Here is a 17,426-nt window from a genome sequence, read left to right as displayed (position 1 = left end):
TACCGACGGACCATGCTGCCGGTGCCGCCACCGCAATCGCCAGAATGAGGGATTCCGTATGACGTCCGTCGCCCGCACCGCCGACGCCCATCGTCCTCTGCCCGCCGGGCTGTCGCTGGCCGGCCCGCGCCCGCCGGCGTGGTGGACCGGCCTGCCGCCGCAGGACTGCCCCGGCCTGCAGGCCGACGGCACGCTGAGCTCGCTGCCGCTGCCCGACCTCGCCCGCTGCTCGCGGGCAGCGGTCCGCGACTACTTCGACAACACCTGGACGCTGACCGAGCTGCTGTTCGCCACGCTGCGCAGCGAGGACGCTTTTTTCCGCCCGCCGTATCACGGCCTGCGCCACCCGATGATCTTCTACTACGGCCATCCGCCGGTGCTCTACGTCAACAAGCTGCGCGTCGCCGGCCTGCTCGACGCGCCGCTCGACCCGTATTTCGAGCGCATCTTCGAGACCGGCGTCGACGAGATGCGCTGGGATGACATGTCGAAGAACACCATGCAGTGGCCGACGCTCGCCGAGGTGCACGCCTACCGCGCACGGGTTTACGCCATCGTGCGCACGCTGATCGACAGCCACCCCGGCCTCGCCGCCGGCCATGCGCCGATCACGCCGCAGGAGCCGCTGTGGGCGCTGTTCATGGGTTTCGAGCACGAGCGCATCCACCTCGAAACCTCCTCGGTGCTGATCCGCGAGCTGCCGCTCGAATGCGTGCAGCGCCCGGCGCAGTGGCCGCCGCTGCATCCTTCGGCGCACCGGCCGTCGGCGTTCCCGCCGCAGGCCGGCCGCGACTATCCGCCGCTCGAACTGCTGGACATCGCCGCCGGCACGGTGCAGCTCGGCAAACCGGCCGACTGGCCGAGCTACGGCTGGGACAACGAATACGGCGCACGCCGGGCCGAATCGGCGGCCTTCCGCGCCGGGGCGCGGCTGCTCAGCAACGGCGAATTCCATGAATTCGTCGTCGCCGGCGGCTACAGCGAGGCGCGCTGGTGGAGTGAAACCGGCTGGGACTGGCGCAGCTTCCGCAATCTCAAGTGGCCGACCTTCTGGGTCGCCGAAGGGCCGGCCGGCCTGCATCGCTACCGCCTGCGCACGCTGTGCGAAGTCATCGACATGCCCTGGGACTGGCCGGCCGAGATCAACGCCCATGAGGCCAACGCCTACTGCGCCTGGAAGAGCGCACAGGACCATCGCCCCTATCGCCTGCCGAGCGAGGCCGAGTTCAACCGCCTGCGCGGCGCCATCGCGCACGACCCGGTGATGGACCATGCCGGCCCGCCGCTCGCCGCCGCCTGCGGCCTCAATCTCAACCTCGCCTGCGGCTCGCCGTGGCCGGTCGACGCCGGCGCCGCCAATGCGCTCGGCGTGCACGATGCCGCCGGCAACCTCTGGCAGTGGCTCGCCGATGACTTCAACCCGCTGCCCGGCGCGCAGGTGCATCCGTACTACGAAGACTTCAGCGCGCCGTGCTACGACGGCGAGCACACGATGATGCTCGGCGGCTCATGGATCGCCACCGGCGACGAGGCCAGCCGCTGGGCGCGCTTCCACTTCCGCCCGCATTTCTTCCAGCACGCCGGCGTGCGTCTGGTGCAGGCGGCGCACGACGGCGGCGCGGTACACCTGCATGCCGCCGGCGGCAGCGCCGTCTATGAGGCGCAGCAGATGGTCGCCGACTACCTGCTGCTGCATTACGCCGCCGCCGAGGTGCAGATGCCGTGGGCCTGCGGGCCGCAGGGCGCGACCGGCTTCCCGCAGCGCTGCGCGCAATGGCTGCTCGACGGCGCCGAGCGCTACGGCGTCGCGCCCCGGCGCGCCCTCGATGTCGGCTGCGCCGTCGGCGGTGCGAGCTTTGCGCTGGCGCGCACGTTCGGCGAAGTGCTCGGCGTCGATCTCAGCCGCGCCTTCATCGATGCCGCCCGGCAGCTGCAGCAGCACGGCGAGCTGGACTACTTCGAGCGCGAGGAAGGTGAACTCGGACGCACCGCGCAGGCACGCATCGCCGCCGACATCGAACGCAGCCGCGTGCACTTTCGTCAGGCCGACGCCTGTTCGCTGCCGGCCGAGCTGGTCGACTACGACGCCGTGCTGCTCGCCAACCTGCTCTGCCGGCTGCCGAGCCCGCGGGCGCTGCTCGCCCGCCTCGGCGGCCCGCGCGGACTGGTGCGCGTCGGCGGCCTGCTGGCGCTGTTCTCGCCCTACACCTGGCTGGAGCAGTTCACGCCGCCACCGGCCTGGCTCGGCGGCTACACGCGCGACGGCGCGGCGGTCCACAGCGCCGATGCGCTGAAGGCCCTGCTCGGCGCCGAAGGCTTCGAGCTGCGCCGCGAGGAAGAAGTCCCGCTGGTGATCCGCGAGCACCGGCGCAAATACCAGTTCATCGTCACCCACGGCCTGTTGTGGCAGCGGGTACGCTGAACACGCCGCCCCGGCCTGTGCCGAAACCGCCTTCGGCACAGCGGCCGTTTTTGAAATAAGCCTGAAAAATAAAAACTAATCTAAAAAATCGTGATGCACATCACTAAATATTAATTAATGTTTTTTTGAACCATCACTTTAAAGACTGTCAGAAAAATTAACTTGCCAATTAAATAAAAAACAAATTCTGAAGGCTTTTCATAAAGATAAAAATTAGGCTCGGGTTTTGCTTGTACGACATGGCAAACCGTACCTACGCAGAAAGGATTCCTCATGTTCAACAAGACCGCCCTCGCCCTGGCCCTGTTGCTCGGATCGGCAACCGCCTCGGCCACCACCATCAGCTACGGCGATTTCTCCTCCACCGCCGGCCTACAACTCAACAACTCGGCGGCCTCGGCGACCGACGACAACGGCCGCAGCGTGCTGCGCGTCACGCCGTCCGCCTACAACAAGGCGGGCTCGGCCTTCAGTACCGATGCCATCACACTGGCCGCCGACGCCTCTTTCAGCACCAAGTTCAGCTTCAATTTCAACCATCAGCTCGCGGGCGGCGCCGATGGTCTGGTGTTCGTCGTGCAGACCGTCTCCAACACCGCCGGCGGCGGCGGCGGCGGCATCGGCTATGCCGGTCTGTCGAACAGCGTCGGCATCGAATTCGACAACTACAACAACGGCGCCGGTGACGGCTACAGCGCCAACCACGTCGGCATCGACATCAACGGCAACGTCAATTCCGTCGCGCTGAACACCTCGCTGTCCGTGATCCTGGATTCCAGCACGGATCTCTTCGCCTGGATCGATTACAACGGCGTCACCGATCTGCTCGAAGTCCGCCTGAGCAGCACCGATGCGCGCCCGGACGATGCCCTGCTGTCGTACGTGGTCGATTTGGCCAGCGTGCTCGGCAGCACCGACGCTTATGTCGGCTTCACCTCCGGCACCGGCGGTGCCGCGGCCAATCACGACGTCATCTCCTGGGAATTCCGTGATGCCTACGACCCGGTGACCGACGTGCCCGAGCCGCTGTCGATCGCGCTGAGCGGTCTCGGCCTCACCGTGCTGGCGGCGAGCCGCCGGCGTCGTCGCTGAGCCCGGCCGGCCCGCGCTCAAAACAATCCCGCCGCAAGGCGGGATTTTCATTTTCCGGCTCGGCTGAATCGCCGGCTACGCTCAGACGAACATCCGTCCGCCAGGGAGTGAGCCGTCATGGATACCCGTCACCCGCAGCGCCATCTGCTGTGGCCGCTGCTGATCCTGCTCGCGCTGTTCGGCCAGGGACTGCGCGCCGCCGAGCACCTGCCAGCCCTGCACATCGATGCACACGACATTTCGGTGTCCGGCATTTCCTCCGGCGGCTACATGGCGGTGCAGTTCGCCGTGGCGCATTCAGCCAGCGTGCGCGGCGCCGGCATCGTCGCTGCCGGCCCCTACCACTGCGCCGAGGACAGCGTCTGGCAGGCCACCGGGCCGTGCATGCGCGGCGACACGCCGATCGACGTCCGCCGCCTGGAACGCTACACGCGACGCCAGGCAGCCGCCGGCACGATCGACCCGGTCGCCCATCTCAAGGGTCAGCGCGTGTGGATCTTCTCCGGCAGCAAGGATGAAACCGTCGCCCCGCACATCGGCGCGGCGCTGGAAGCGTTCTACCGCCGCTTTACCGATGCGGCGAACATCACCCGCGTCGCCGACATCCCCGCCGCACACGCGATGCCGACCTTCGATTTCGGCCGCGCCTGCGACGCCACCGGCGAGCCGTTCATCAACGACTGCGACTACGACGGCGCCGGCACGCTACTGAGCTGGATCTACGGTCCGCTGCAGCCGAAAAACGCCGGCACGCTGAGCGGCCGCTTCATCGAGTTCGAGCAGGACGACTTCACGCCGAGCCCGCGCCTGCACAGCCTGAGCGCGACCGGCTGGGTGTACGTGCCGCAGGTCTGCGCCGCCGGCGGCTACTGCCGGCTGCACATCGCCTTTCACGGCTGCAAGCAGTACCAGGAGATGAGCTACTTCGACGGCAATACGCCGGTGCGCTTCGGCCGCACCTTCATCGATCACGCCGGCTACAACGCCTGGGCCGACAGCAACCGGCTGGTCGTGCTCTATCCGCAGACCAACACCGTGCTGTCGAACCCCAACGGCTGCTGGAACTGGTGGGGCTACAGCGACGACAGCGACTACGACACCCAGCGCGGCAAGCAGATCGCCACCGTCTGGCGCATGGTCGAGCGCCTCGCCGGGCAGCGCTGAGCGCCGCCCGCGCCAGCGCGCCTCAGACGCGCTCGAACACGCCGGCGGCGCCCATGCCGGTGCCGATGCACATGCTGACCATGCCGTAGCGGCCCTGCGTGCGCTGCAGGCCGTGCACCAGCGTCGCCGTGCGGATGGCGCCGGTGGCGCCGAGCGGATGGCCGAGGGCGATGGCGCCGCCGAGCGGGTTGATCCGCGTCGGGTCGAGGCCGAGCTCGCGCTGCACCGCCAGCGCCTGCGCGGCGAAGGCTTCGTTGAGCTCGATCCAGTCGAGCTGTTCCTGCGTCAGCCCGCAGTGCGCCAGCACTTTCGGGATCGCCACCACCGGGCCGATGCCCATCACCTCCGGCGCCACGCCGGCGACCGCATAGCCGACGAAGCGCGCCAGCGGCGTCAGGTTTTCCTCGCGCAGCACGCGCTCGCTGACCAGCAGCACGGCGGCGGCGCCGTCGGACATCTGCGAAGCGTTGCCGGCGGTCACCGAGCCACCGGCGGCGAACACCGGCTTGAGCTTGGCCAGGCTCGCCGCCGTGACGTCGGCGCGCGCGCCTTCGTCATGCTCGACCAGCTGTTCGCTGATGCGCAGCGTGCCGTCGGCACCCGGCCGGTGTGTGCGCACGCTGACCGGCGAAATCTCGGCGCGGAACAGCCCGCCCTGGATCGCCGCCACCGCCCGGCGGTGCGACTCGACCGCCATCGCATCCTGATCCGCGCGCGAGACCTGCCAGCGTTCGGCGACTTTCTCCGCGGTCAGGCCCATGCCGTAGGCGATGGCGATGGTTTCCGGCTGCTCCAGCGCCGCCGGGTTCAGCGTCACCTTGTTGCCCATCATGTTGCTCATCACCGTCATCGACTCGACGCCGGCGGCGATCATCACGTCGGCCTCACCGAGGCGGATGCGCGCCGCGGCATCGGCCACCGCCTGCAGCCCCGAGGCGCAGAAGCGGTTGACGGTCAGCGCCGGCACCGACGGCGGCAGGCCGGCGAGCAGCGTGCCGATGCGGGCGACGTTCATGCCCTGCTCGGCCTCCGGCATCGCGCAGCCGACGACGACATCACCGATGCGTGCCGGATCGAGCTGCGGTACCTGGGCGACGACGCGGCCGAGCACGTGCGCCAGCAGATCATCCGGGCGGGTGTGGATGAAGGCGCCCTTGCGCTTGCCGACCGGCGTGCGCGTCGCGGCGACGATGTAGGCATCCTGGATCTGACGGGACATGGATGGACTCCTTTGCAATGGGTGAGCGTTGCCCTCACCCCTGCCCCTCGCCCGCGGGCAGAGGGGATGTCAGGTATGGATTCCCCGCCCCCGGCACCTCAGCCGGTGAATTGAGGGGGAGGCTCGCCGGGGAGGACGGCCGGGGCGGGGAAGCCGTGGGAACACAGTCGAATCACGCGAGTGCGGGCGCCGCGCCCCGCCCGGCAAGCCACCGGGAACGGGGCGGCAGCGCCGGCGCTCAGTTGCGCAGCGGCTTGCCGGTATCGAGCATGTGGCGGATGCGCGCCTGGGTTTCCGGCGTCTGCAGCAGCTCGATGAACAGCCGGCGCTCGACGGCGAGCAGCCAGTCCTCGTCGACCGTCATGCCGCTGTCGACGGCGCCGCCGCACAGCGCCTCGGCCAGCGCGCTGCCGACGCGGTAGTCGTGCGCGCTGATCTGGCCGCCTTCGCGCATGTTCACCAGTGTCATCTGCAGCGTGGCGATGCCGTCACGGCCGGCGACCGCGACGGCGCGCGCCGGCAGCGGCGGGTGGTAGCCGCTGGCGCTGAGCGCGCGGGCACGCTGCAGCGCGACATAGAGCACCTCGCGCGGGTGGAACACCACGCTGTCGCCCGCCTGGGCGAAGCCGCGATCCCGCGCCTCGATGGCGTTGGCGGCGAGCCTGGCGGTGGCGATCGGCATGAACAGCGGCTGCAGGCAGGCCAGCGGATCGCGGTTGGCGGTGCGCGCGGCCAGCGCCGCCGCCTGCAGCGCCATTTCCTTGCAGCCGCCGCCGGCCGGGATCAGGCCGACGCCGGCCTCGACCAGGCCGATCGGGCTTTCCAGCGCGAACACCCGCTCGCTCGACTGCAGCGCGAACTCGCAGCCGCCGCCGAGCGCCATGCCCTGCAGCGCGGCGACCACCGGCACCTGCGCATACTTCAGGCGCAGCGCGGTGCGCTGGAAGTTGGCGACCATCGCCTCGATCTTGGCGAAGGCGCCGGCCTCGCAGTCGGCGGCGAGCTGGCGCAGATCGGCGCCGACAGCGAACGGCGCCTCGTGCCAGATCACCACGCCGTCGAGGGCGCGCTCGGCGTAGTCGAGCGCCGCCTGTACGCCATCGAGCACCGCGTCGTTGATCGCGTGCGCCTTCGAGGTGAACGACAGGATGCCGATGCCGGCGTCGAGATCGGGGCGATGCCACAGACGCACGCCGGCGTTCTCCCACAGCGTCTCGCCCTGGCGCGGCTCGGCCTCGCCGAACACGGTTTCCGGGTAGATCTGGCGCTCATACACCGGCAGCGTCGAACGCGGCCGCAGGCTGTCGCTGGCGGCGGAGTACGAACCCTGCGGCGTATGCACGCCGTCGCGCTGCAGCACCCAGGCCGGCAGCGGCGTGGCGGCCAGCGTCTGCCCGGCGGCGATGTCGGCCTCGATCGCCTGCGCGATCGTGCGCCAGCCGGCGGCCTGCCAGGTCTCGAACGGCCCCTGCGCCCAGCCAAAGCCCCAGCGCAGCGCGAAGTCGACGTCGCGGGCGTTGTCGGCGATCTGCGCCAGATGCACCGCGCAGTAGTGGAACACGTCGCGATACATCGCCCACAGGAAGCGCGCCTGCGGCTGCGCGCTGGCACGCAGCGCGGCGAAGCGCAGCGCCGGATCGCGCTCCTTGAGGATCGCCGCCACCGCCGGATCGAGCTGGCCGGTACCTTCGCGGTATTCGCCGCTGGCAGCGTCGTAAACGCGGATCGCCTTGCCCTCGCGGCGGTAGACGCCGACGCCGCTCTTCTGGCCGAGCGCACCGCGCTCGATCAGGCCGAGCATCCACGCCGGCAGGTGGAAATGCGCATGCCAGGGGTCATCGCTCAGCGTGTCCTGCATGGTGCGCACGACGTGGGCCAGCGTATCCAGGCCGATGACGTCGGCAGTGCGGTAGGTCGCGCTCTTCGGCCGGCCGATCAGCGGCCCGGTCAGCGCGTCGACCTCGTCCGGCGTCAGCCCCTGCGCCTGCGCGTGGTGCAGCGTCAGCAGCAGTGCGAACACGCCGACGCGGTTGGCGACGAAGTTCGGCGTGTCCTTGGCGCGCACCACGCTCTTGCCCAGACGCGTGGTGAACCAGCTCTCCAGCGCATCGAGCAGCGCAGCGTCGGTGTGCGGCGCGCTGATCAGCTCCAGCAGCGCCATGTAGCGCGGCGGATTGAAGAAATGCACGCCGCAGAAGCGGGCGCGCAGGCGCTCGGGCAGCACCTCGGCGAGCGAGGCCAGCGGCAGTCCCGAGGTGTTGCTGGCGAACACCGCATCGTCACGCAGGTGCGGCGCGACCTGGGCGTAGAGCGCGTGCTTGATGTCGGCGCGCTCGGCGACGGCCTCGATCACCAGATCGCATTCGGCGAGACGGGCGAGGTCGTTGGCGTAGGTCGCGGCCTCGATCGCGGCCGCACGGCCGCGCGTGACCAGCGGTGCCGGCTGCAGCTTGCTCAGGCCGGCGATCGATTTGCGCACCAGCGCATCGGCACGGCCTTCGGCGGCCGGCAGATCGAAGAGGATGACCGGCACATCGGCATTGGCGAGGTGGGCGGCGATCTGCGCGCCCATGACGCCGGCACCGAGCACGGCGGCGCGACGGACGGTCAGGCGTGGGCTGGACATGAATGGGGACTCCTCAGGCTGAGCGGACGGATGGCGTCGGCGACGCCGGCGACAGGGCGAGCGCGGGGAGCACCGCCCGCGCACGGGCGGCGATCTCGACGGCTCGGGGGATGTCGCGCGCCGCGGCGCGCGGCGTGGGATCAGCGGTTGTGTTCGCGCAGGGCGCGCTTGTTGAGCTTGCCGACGCTGGTGCGCGGCAGTTCGCCGACGAAGCGCACTTCGTCCGGCACGCCGTAGCGGGAAATCCGCCCGGCGTCGGCAAAGCCGCGCAGGAAGCTGCGGATCGAGTCGGCATCCGGCTCGATGCCGCTGCGGGCGACGACGAAGGCCAGCGGCCGCTCGCCCCATTTGGCATCCGGCACGCCGATCACCGCGACTTCGGCAACGTCCGGGTGGCGGCCGATCAGCTCTTCGAGTTCGAGTGAGGACACCCACTCGCCGCCGGTCTTGATCACGTCCTTGAGCCGGTCGGTGACCTGCAGGTAGCCGCGCGGGTCGACGTGGCCGATGTCCTGCGTGTGCAGCCAGCCGCCGTGCCAGAGCTCTTCGGAGGCATCGGCGTTGTGCAGATAGCCCTGCGTCAGCCACGGCGCGCGCACCACGATCTCGCCGGCGCTGTGGCCGTCGCGCGGCAGCGTCTGCATTTCCGGGTCGACGGTGCGCAGCGCCACCAGCGGCACGCTGCGCCCGGTCTTCACCCGCAGCGCGATCTGCGCTTCGCCGTCGAGTTCGCTGTCGGCCGGATCGATCTGCGCCAGCGTCAGGATCGGGCAGGTCTCGGACATGCCGTAGCCGGTGAACAGGTCGATGCCGCGCTCCAGCGCCTGCTTGACCAGTGCCGTGGTCAGCGCCGAACCGCCGATGATCAGCTTCCAGCCGCGCAGGTCGGTCTCGCCGGCGCTGGGGTGGTTGAGCACCATGCTGAGGATCGTCGGCACGCAGTGCGAGAAACTCACGCGCTCGCGCTGCACCAGCTTGAGGATGCGCTCGGGGATGTAGCGGCCGGGGTAGACCTGCTTCACGCCGGCCATCGTCGCGATGTAGGGCATGCCCCAGGCGTGCACGTGGAACATCGGCGTCAGCGGCATGTAGACGTCGCCGCGGTGGAAGCTGCCCTGCTGCGGCGCCAGCGCCAGCGCGTTGCACACCGCCAGCGTGTGCAGCACCAGCTGGCGGTGGCTGAAGTACACGCCCTTGGGCAGGCCGGTGGTGCCGGTGGTGTAGAAGGTCGTCGCCCGCGTGTTCTCATCGAACTCGGTGAACTCGAACTGCTCCGGGCAATCGGCGAGCAGCGCCTCGTACTCGCCGGCATACCCCGCCGGCAGCGCCATGGCCTCATCGGCCAGCAGCACGCGGGTCTGCACGGTATCGAGGGCAAAGCGCGCGACCGGCTCGACGAAGTCGCTGTTGACCAGCAGCACGCGGGCACCGGCGTGGTTGAGCGTGTACTGGATCTGCTCGTCGGACAGACGCACGTTCACCGTCTGCAGCACCGCACCGAGCATCGGCACCGCGAAGAAGCATTCGAGATAGCGGTGACTGTCCCAGTCCATCACCGCGACGGTGTCGCCGGGCTGCACGCCGAGGCGCGTCAGCGCATGCGCCAGCTGATGCACGCGGCGGGCGAACTGCGCATAGCTGTGGCGGCGGCCGTCGACATAGACGATTTCCTGCTCCGCGGCATTGGCCAGCGCGCTGTGCAGCAACTGACCGATCAGCAGCGGATAACTGTACGCGGACGGCGTGACCTGAATGGCGTGTGCTGACATTGGATGAACCCCTCCTCACTATCGGGTATGCATAACCGGCCGCAAGCGACCAGCGCTCTGATGTGTGCTCATGCCCGATGCTCTCCGAGCTGTGCACTTAATTAACTGATTGTGAGGAGAATCCTAGAAGCTGGACGGAGCAGTGTGTTTGCATCGCTGGCCGAAATACTTGCAATATCGGCCACAATGCTGCGCCTTGCAGGAGGCCGACATGGTCGACTCAATCAACGCCACCGTATCCATCGATTTCGTGCATCAGCTGTTCGCCGGCAGCACGCTCGCCGCCGACAGCCGCGCCACGCTGCTGCGCGATGCCGGCATCGCCGCCGCCCTGCTCGACGAAAGCGCCGCCCGCGTCACCACCGACCAGTTCGCCACGCTGTACCGCGCGCTGGCGCGGGCGCTCGACGACGAACTGCCCGGGCTGTTCTCGCGCCCGGTGCGCGGCGGCACGCTGAAGTTCCTCTGCAGCGGCATGCTCGAAGCCGCCAGCCTGCGCACCGCGCTGTACCGGCTGACGCGCTTTTTCCGCCTGGTGCTCGACGATCTGCGCCTGGAGCTCGAACACGACGGCGACACCTGGCGCATCGTCTTCGAGCCCTGGCAGCCGGGGCTGGAGGCCCGCACCTTCGCCCAGGAGATCCTGCTGCGCGTGATCCACGGCGTCAGTTCCTGGCTGGTCGGACGCAAGATCCCGCTGGCGCGCATCGACTTCACCTACCCGCGCCCGGCGCACGCCTCGGAATACGTCTTCCTCTACCCCGGCCCGGCCTACTTCGAGCAGCCGCGCACGGCGATGTATTTCGCGCAGGAAGACGCCGAAAGCCCGATCCGCCAGGACCGGCGCACGCTGTCGGCGTTTTTGCAGCGCGCGCCCGGCGACTGGCTGTTCTCCTCGTTCGCCGAGCGCATCGTCAGCCACCGCGTGCGCGAATACCTCGAACCGCGCCTGCACCAGGCACTCGGCGCCGACAGCGTCGCCCGCGCCCTGCACATGTCGGTGCGCACGCTGTCACGCCGCCTGCAGGCCGAAGGCACCGGCTTTCAGGCGATCCGCGACGAACTGCGCCGCGACGTCGCCATCCGCCGCCTCTGCGGCTCCAACGCCCCGATCACCGTCATCGCCGCCGACCTCGGCTTCGAAGACGCCACCACCTTCCACCGCGCCTTCCGCAACTGGACCGGCAGCACCCCGGGGGCGTATCGGGGCGGGCGCTGAAACCGGCCGTCAGCGATGACGGTTACGCAGATTGCGCACATGCCGGCGCTGCGTCTTCAGGCCGGGCGCCAGGCGCTGCGTTTCGATGCGCTGGGCGAGCCGCGCACCGGCCGCCGGACTGAGCCCCCCGCCGGCTGCGCACGCACGCCACGCAGCCGCTCGCCAGCGCTCAGAGACAAGCCCTGCGGCCGCTCCGACGCCTTCCATTCGCAGCCGAGCAGCACCACGGCGGAGTGCACCGCCTCGGCCGGCAGCTCATACCGCTCGCGCAGGGCCTGCACATGCTTCCAGTGCTGGCGGAACGGATTCTGAAAACGTGTCTTGTGCCGGTAGATCACCTGCGTCCACTGCGCCTCGCGCGCATCGCCGAAGAGCCAGCCGCTGAAATGCTTGGTCTCGATCACGGTGACCCCGCCCGGGCCGATGACGATGTAATCGATCTGCGTGGTATCGCCGGCACCGAGCGCCAGGGTCACGTCGTGCAGCACGCGATAGCCAGCCGCCGGCAGCTCGCGCAGCAGACTCCGATACACGAGGTATTCCCCGAACCAGCCTTTGATCTGCGGCCGGAACAGGCGATACAGGCCGACCAGTACGGCCACCAGTAAAAGCGGCCAGAGCGACTTCGCCACGCTGAGCAGCGTGGTGGTGAGCAGAGCACGTGTATCCATGAGCAACAGTCCTCGAAATGCAATCCGTCATGGGGCATCGCGGTGCGCTGGGTGCGCGGTGCTGCGTTCCTGTTCCAACTGCAGATACCGCTGAGCGTCGCGGTCGCCGCAACGCGCTTCAGCCTCCAGCCGGGCGCGGATTTCCGCATGCAGCACCAAAGGGGACGGCCACGACGAATGCTCGCCCGCCTGGCAGGCGATGCGATAAAGCATCAGCAAACGCCGCCCCAGACCAGCGGGCTGTGGTGTCAGCCAATCAGCCGTTGCCGTAAAACCGGCGAGCAAGTCCCGATGGATAAAATCGTTTTCTTCTGCGCTATCAGGGCCACACAAACTGTGTTCCGGATCACAAATCATCGGGGCACATGGCGTTTGCACACATTGCGGCAAGGGAACATTGATCGCTTCCCGCATCGAAGCTTCGTGCGGGTGGTGCAGCCAGCTTTTATATTCGACGCCGTCGATCAGTATTTCAGTCAAGTCCTTACGTGAAATCTGTCGATCGAGCCGGCTCAAATCTATTTGCAGGCTCATGACGTCGGCCGACTTCAAACGGGCGGTTTTTTCCTCCGTAGCAAAATGCGTCACTGCGATTTCAACGACCAGCCATTCGCCACTGGCATCGCGTAACAGCAGATCAGGCACACAGCCTGCGTAAGAGCATTCGACATCGACGCTGTGCGCCGCAAACATCCGTGACGGCCAAAGAACCTGCTCCGCAACAGCCATCATTTTCGTTTGCTGCAATTCGCTCAGCCGCAACTCCGGCAAACGCAGACGCATCGCTTCAGCAATGATCTGTTTTGCCAAGCGATGTAATGCCGACTCAGCAGCACCAATACACACACCGACCTGGTAATGCGCGAAATGATGCGCCCGTTCACGCCCGCCATTGCGGGCGACCAGCCGCGCTGAGCACTGCGTGCAGCGGCAGGCGCATGCCAAACCGCGCTCGACGTCCTCGATGAAGTGCAGGCGCCCATCTTCGCCGAGCCCCCAGCTCAAGCGCGGCTCACGCCGACCGTTCGCCCCCATGCCGATCCCCCACGCATCCCGAATGCGGCGCCCAGTCGGCGTCCACGGCATGCTGTGCCGATCCAACACCACGCAGGGCCGGGGGAACCGGGTATGAACGGGGTTAGTGAGGGGGTAACCGTCGAAACTGCCGAGGATTTGCAGGCCGTACTCGATGCTGCCGAGGTGGCATGTTCGTTTCTTGCCGAGATCAACCGCGACAACGAATACCTGCCAAATCTGCTGTTTCAAGCCATTGCAGAAAAAACCCGGACACTCGCCGCTGCCGGCGTACCGCTATCGAACATTACGTTCAACTCGAACGATCTCGCCGAATACATGCCCACCATCGGCAACATCCGCAAAACATTCAGCAACGATGCGGAACGTACGAAATGGGTCAGTGCACAATGGCGCAAACTTGAAAAACAACTGCCCGAACACCTCACAGGGCTGCAACAGCACGCCCGAAACCTGCAGAAATCCTGGCTGCCAACACTGGAAAAAATCCAGTCACCTGGCGGGGCTGGGCAATTCACACTTTATCGATTAAGTACCATGCCGGCAGAATCAGCGACGGCGGAAACATATAGCCCGCTGCAAGCCGCCATTGGCAGCACGCCATTAGACTGCCATGCGGACAGCATCGAATACACGACGGCCCGTGCCGGCAAACTGCCGCCGTGGGCCCGCTGGCTGGAAAATTTCGAACTCATCGGCCATCGCCACCGCAGATTTAAACTGCTTTTCTGCGCCGGTTACTTTCCACTCATGACCTGGGCCATCATTTCCATTCACATGTGGCTTATTCACTGGCTCGGAAACACGCCCAGACTCTGGCAAATCCAGGTTTTTTATTACGGACTGATCCCTGCCATCATCCTCGCCATATTTGTCATCCCGTTCATCAGAATCAGCATTTACAAAGTCATCCCCTCACCCTTCATTCTCACGGGCTTTCAGTGCGTGGATGGATTGCTGCTCGAACTCAGCCGGGCGGACGGCCGCCACCGCGTCAATCCCCAAAGCCCCCGCAGCTTTCGGCTCACCGTGTATTCGGCGAGCTGTCCGATCTGCGGTGGATATGTCGGTGTCGAGGGCGGCGGCTGGCGTTACCCGGGGCGGCTGATCGGGCGCTGTTACGAGGCACCGCGCGAACATCTGTGGAGCTTCGATCACGTCACGCGCTCCGGCCGACGGCTGCGCTAGCCCGCATGCGGCCGTCGCTGTCCCAGCCGGCGGCCGCATGCCCTGCCCGCGATCAGTGCCTCACACCGCCGTCGCCAGCAGCTCCCGCAGGTTGGCGTCGAGCTGGTCGATGCAGGCCGGGTCGGTGCCGAACAGGCCGAGGTGGCCGTCGATGCAGTCGAGCGGGCGGAACTCGCTGTCGGGGATCAGCTGCTGTTCGAGCAGGCAATCGGCCGGCGGGAAGAACATGTCGTGGCTGATCGGCATGACGTAGGTCTTGGCCTGGATGCGGCCGAGGGCGGCGGCGAGGTCGCCGCCGGTGTGGCGGCTGACGTCGCCACGCTGCCACTTCCAGGCCATGCACAGCAGGTCGTTCGGGTCCATCGGCCCGAAGTAGCCGCACATGAACTGCTCGACGAAGCTCTGCATCGACTCAAACCCCAGCGCGTGATGACGACCGGCGCGGAAGAAGTCGGTACTCCAGCCCATCACCGTCCACAGCCTGGCGTGGCGCTGCAGGCCGGCGGCGACGTCGCTCGACTGCGCGTAGTCGCCGTTCTGGAAGCCCGGGTCGCTGGTGATCGCTTCGATCAGGGTCTCGGCGAAGACGAAGTCGTGCTCGGTGTTCTTCGCGGTGCCGGCGATCGGCGCGGCACGCTTGACCATCTGCGGATAGCGCACCGCCCATTCATAGGTCTGCTGCGCCCCCATCGAGCCGCCGAGCACCAGTGCCAGCGAGTCGATGCCGAAGTGCTCGGTGAGCAGACGATGCTGCGCGCGCACGTCGTCACCGATGCGCACCCTGGGGAAGCTGGCGCGGCCGAGCGGGCCGGGGGTGTTGTGCGGTGAGGTCGACAGGCCGTTGCCGATCTGGTTGACGATGACGATGAAGTACTTTTCCGGGTCGAGCGCGCGCGCCGAGCCGATATAGACCTGCTCCATGATCTTGCTGGTGCCGGAGTACCAGGTCGGGATCAGGATGGCGTTGTCACGGGCGGCGTTGAGCTGGCCGTGGGTGGCGACGGCGAGCCGGCAGTGCGGGATGGCGCCGCCCTCCTCCAGCTCCAGCGTGCCGATGTCGATGAGTTCGTAGGGGCCGTGCAGCGCCTGGCCGTAGTACGGGTGGTCGGTCATGGGGAAGTCTCTCCTGCAGGCGAGTGCGCAGGCCCGGCCAGCGCGGCGGCCGGGCCCGACGAAGGTGGCCGTGCTGCCGCTCAGGCGAGCTCGAAACCTTCGTACTCCTTGGCGGCGACCTCATCGCACTGCTGGCGGTAGTGGCCGACGCCGCCAATGTAGGACAGCAGCCGCCGCGGCTTGCCCTTGACGTTCGAGCCCATGTACCAGGAGTCGGTCTTGGTCACCAGGGTGGCGTTGGCGATGGCGTCGTGATGCGCCACCCACTGCGCTTCGAACTGCTGCGTCGGCTCGATCACGCTCAGGCCCCGGCGGCGCATATAGAGGATGCAGTCGGTGATCCAGTCGACCTGCTGCTGCAGGCAGGTGGTCATGTTGCACAGCGCGGCCGAGGGCGCGAGCGGTGCGGCGGTGGTGAACATGTTCGGGTAGCCGTGGACCTGCAACCCCATCGCGGTGCTGATGTCCCGGCTCCAGTCATCCTTGAGCGAGCGGCCGCCGCGGCCGCGGATGTCGATGCGCGTCAGCGCGCCGGTGCCGGCATCGAAGCCGGTGGCGAGGATGAGGATGTCGAGCTCGTGGAGCTTGCCGTCGGCGGTCTTCACCCCTTCCGGCGTCACGCACTCGATCGGCGCTTCCTTGACGTCGACGATCTCGACGTTGGGGCGCAGATAGGCTTCGAGGTAATTGGTTTCCAGCGGCACGCGGTGCGTGCCGAAGCCATAGCTGGTGGGGATCAGCTTGGCTTCGAGCTCGGGATTGTTCAGGCGCTCGCGCATCTTCTCGCGCACGAACTCGGAGATCTCCTCGTTGACCTGCGGGTCGAAGAACATCTCCTGGAACGAGGACAGCCACAGCGCCAGCGAGCCGTCGTCCCACAGCCCCTGCAGCACCTGCCGCCGTTCGGCCGGGCTCAGCTCGGCGTAGGGCTTCTGCTCGAAGTCGTAGTCGAAGCCGGCGAAGGTGTGCTGCACGCGCTCGCGCAGCTCGTTGAAGCGCGCCTTGTACTCGGCGCGGTCAGCGTCGCTGTACTTCGGGTTGTGCATCGGAATGATGTACTGCGGCGTGCGCAGGAACACCTTGAGGTGGCCGACCTGGCTGGCGATGGTCTGGATCACCTGGATGCCGGTGGCGCCGGTGCCGACGATGCCGACGCGCTTGCCGGCGAAATCGATCGGCTCCTTCGGCCAGCGCGCAGTGTGGAACACCTGGCCCTTGAAGGTTTCCTGGCCGGGGAAGGTCGAGGTCAGCGGCGCCGAGAGCATGCCGCAGCAGGTGATGAAGAAGCGCGCATCGACGGTCTCACCCGTGCTGGTGGTGATCGTCCAGCGCTGCGTCGCCTCGTCATAGCGGGCGGATTCGATGCGGGTGCCGAACTCGATGTCCTTGCGCAGATCGCAGCGATCGGCGACGAAATTCAGGTAACGCTCGGTTTCCGGCTGCGCCGGGAAGCGCTCGCTCCAGTTCCACTCGTTGTACAGCTCCTGCGAGAACCAGTACTGGTAGATGTAGGCCTGCGAGTCGACGCGGGCGCCCGGATAGCGGTTCCAGTACCAGGTGCCGCCGACATTGTCGCCGGCCTCGTACACCTTGACCTTGAAGCCCTCCTTGCGCAGCCGGTAGAGCTGATACATGCCGGCAACGCCGGCGCCGACGATCACGGCATCGAAACTGGCCGGCTTCTGCGCTTCGACCTGAGTGGTGGCGGTCATGGGTCGTCTCCTTATTTTTTGCGTGGTGGTTGCAGGCGAGCCGTGCGCGGCGGGCACGGCGCTGGCGCCTGGGGAACGACACTACGCAGCGCCCGGCGGCGGGTATTGAAGGTTCCGGGCGATTCTTTGAACGATCGCGTTCTGCCGCGATCACGCCGTTATTCGTCGGGAAAACAACGCAAAATGTGCATTTGCA

12 protein-coding genes are annotated in these 17,426 nt (G+C 67.4%); 5 read left to right on the top strand and 7 right to left on the bottom strand.

Translation table 11 applies throughout. From position 1 onward, the window contains the following. The first annotated feature begins 58 nt into the window (after positions 1-58). From ovoA to C7443_RS07970, 3 genes are all read left to right on the top strand, one after another. The gene (ovoA, locus tag C7443_RS07980; RefSeq protein ID WP_110018074.1) at positions 59-2,422 is read left to right on the top strand and encodes a 5-histidylcysteine sulfoxide synthase; all 2,364 of its coding nucleotides are present in this window, start codon (positions 59-61) and stop codon (positions 2,420-2,422) included. Positions 2,423-2,695: 273 nt separating this feature from the next. Next, positions 2,696-3,514, top strand: coding sequence for a lectin-like domain-containing protein (locus C7443_RS07975; RefSeq protein WP_110018347.1), 819 nt, complete (start codon positions 2,696-2,698; stop codon positions 3,512-3,514). A 117-nt stretch (positions 3,515-3,631) separates the two neighbouring features. Then, a complete protein-coding gene (locus tag C7443_RS07970; RefSeq protein WP_110018073.1) occupies positions 3,632-4,678 on the top strand; it encodes an extracellular catalytic domain type 2 short-chain-length polyhydroxyalkanoate depolymerase in 1,047 nt (348 codons plus the stop codon). A gap of 22 nt (positions 4,679-4,700) precedes the next feature. Here C7443_RS07970 and C7443_RS07965 read toward each other — a convergent pair whose 3' ends face one another. From C7443_RS07965 to C7443_RS07955, 3 genes are all read right to left on the bottom strand, one after another. Next, positions 4,701-5,897, bottom strand: a complete 1,197-nt coding sequence (locus C7443_RS07965) for an acetyl-CoA C-acyltransferase (protein ID WP_110018072.1) — start codon at positions 5,895-5,897, stop codon at positions 4,701-4,703. A gap of 238 nt (positions 5,898-6,135) precedes the next feature. Further along, positions 6,136-8,523: a 3-hydroxyacyl-CoA dehydrogenase/enoyl-CoA hydratase family protein gene (locus tag C7443_RS07960; protein ID WP_110018071.1), complete on the bottom strand. Its 2,388-nt coding sequence runs from the start codon at positions 8,521-8,523 to the stop codon at positions 6,136-6,138. A gap of 140 nt (positions 8,524-8,663) precedes the next feature. Continuing rightward, positions 8,664-10,292, bottom strand: a complete 1,629-nt coding sequence (locus tag C7443_RS07955; RefSeq protein WP_110018070.1) for a fatty acid--CoA ligase — start codon at positions 10,290-10,292, stop codon at positions 8,664-8,666. 211 nt (positions 10,293-10,503) lie between these two features. On the opposite strand from C7443_RS07955, the gene C7443_RS07950 reads away from it, so the two are divergent. Beyond that, a complete protein-coding gene (locus C7443_RS07950) occupies positions 10,504-11,511 on the top strand; it encodes an AraC family transcriptional regulator (protein WP_110018069.1) in 1,008 nt (335 codons plus the stop codon). A gap of 56 nt (positions 11,512-11,567) precedes the next feature. Here the strand turns inward: C7443_RS07950 and C7443_RS07945 are convergent, their stop codons facing one another. Together C7443_RS07945 and C7443_RS07940 are read right to left on the bottom strand one after the other, a co-directional pair. Beyond that, positions 11,568-12,182, bottom strand: a complete 615-nt coding sequence (locus C7443_RS07945) for a nuclease-related domain-containing protein (protein ID WP_110018068.1) — start codon at positions 12,180-12,182, stop codon at positions 11,568-11,570. 27 nt (positions 12,183-12,209) lie between these two features. Further along, positions 12,210-13,268: a competence protein CoiA family protein gene (locus tag C7443_RS07940; RefSeq protein WP_211346182.1), complete on the bottom strand. Its 1,059-nt coding sequence runs from the start codon at positions 13,266-13,268 to the stop codon at positions 12,210-12,212. Positions 13,269-13,310: 42 nt separating this feature from the next. Between C7443_RS07940 and C7443_RS19860 the strand changes: the two genes are divergently transcribed. Next, the gene (locus C7443_RS19860; RefSeq protein ID WP_146213264.1) at positions 13,311-14,405 is read left to right on the top strand and encodes a hypothetical protein; all 1,095 of its coding nucleotides are present in this window, start codon (positions 13,311-13,313) and stop codon (positions 14,403-14,405) included. A 60-nt stretch (positions 14,406-14,465) separates the two neighbouring features. Here the strand turns inward: C7443_RS19860 and C7443_RS07930 are convergent, their stop codons facing one another. Together C7443_RS07930 and C7443_RS07925 are read right to left on the bottom strand one after the other, a co-directional pair. Then, on the bottom strand, positions 14,466-15,518 hold the full coding sequence (locus C7443_RS07930) for an alpha/beta fold hydrolase (protein ID WP_110018065.1): 1,053 nt from the start codon (positions 15,516-15,518) through the stop codon (positions 14,466-14,468). Positions 15,519-15,598: 80 nt separating this feature from the next. Then, on the bottom strand, positions 15,599-17,230 hold the full coding sequence (locus tag C7443_RS07925) for a flavin-containing monooxygenase (RefSeq protein WP_110018064.1): 1,632 nt from the start codon (positions 17,228-17,230) through the stop codon (positions 15,599-15,601). Between the last annotated feature and the right edge of the window lie 196 nt (positions 17,231-17,426).

It is taken from the genome of Plasticicumulans acidivorans, assembly GCF_003182095.1.
In the GTDB taxonomy this organism is placed as follows: domain Bacteria; phylum Pseudomonadota; class Gammaproteobacteria; order Competibacterales; family Competibacteraceae; genus Plasticicumulans; species Plasticicumulans acidivorans.
Note: the sequence above shows the minus strand (reverse complement) of the source record. Positions and strands in the feature narration are given on the sequence as shown.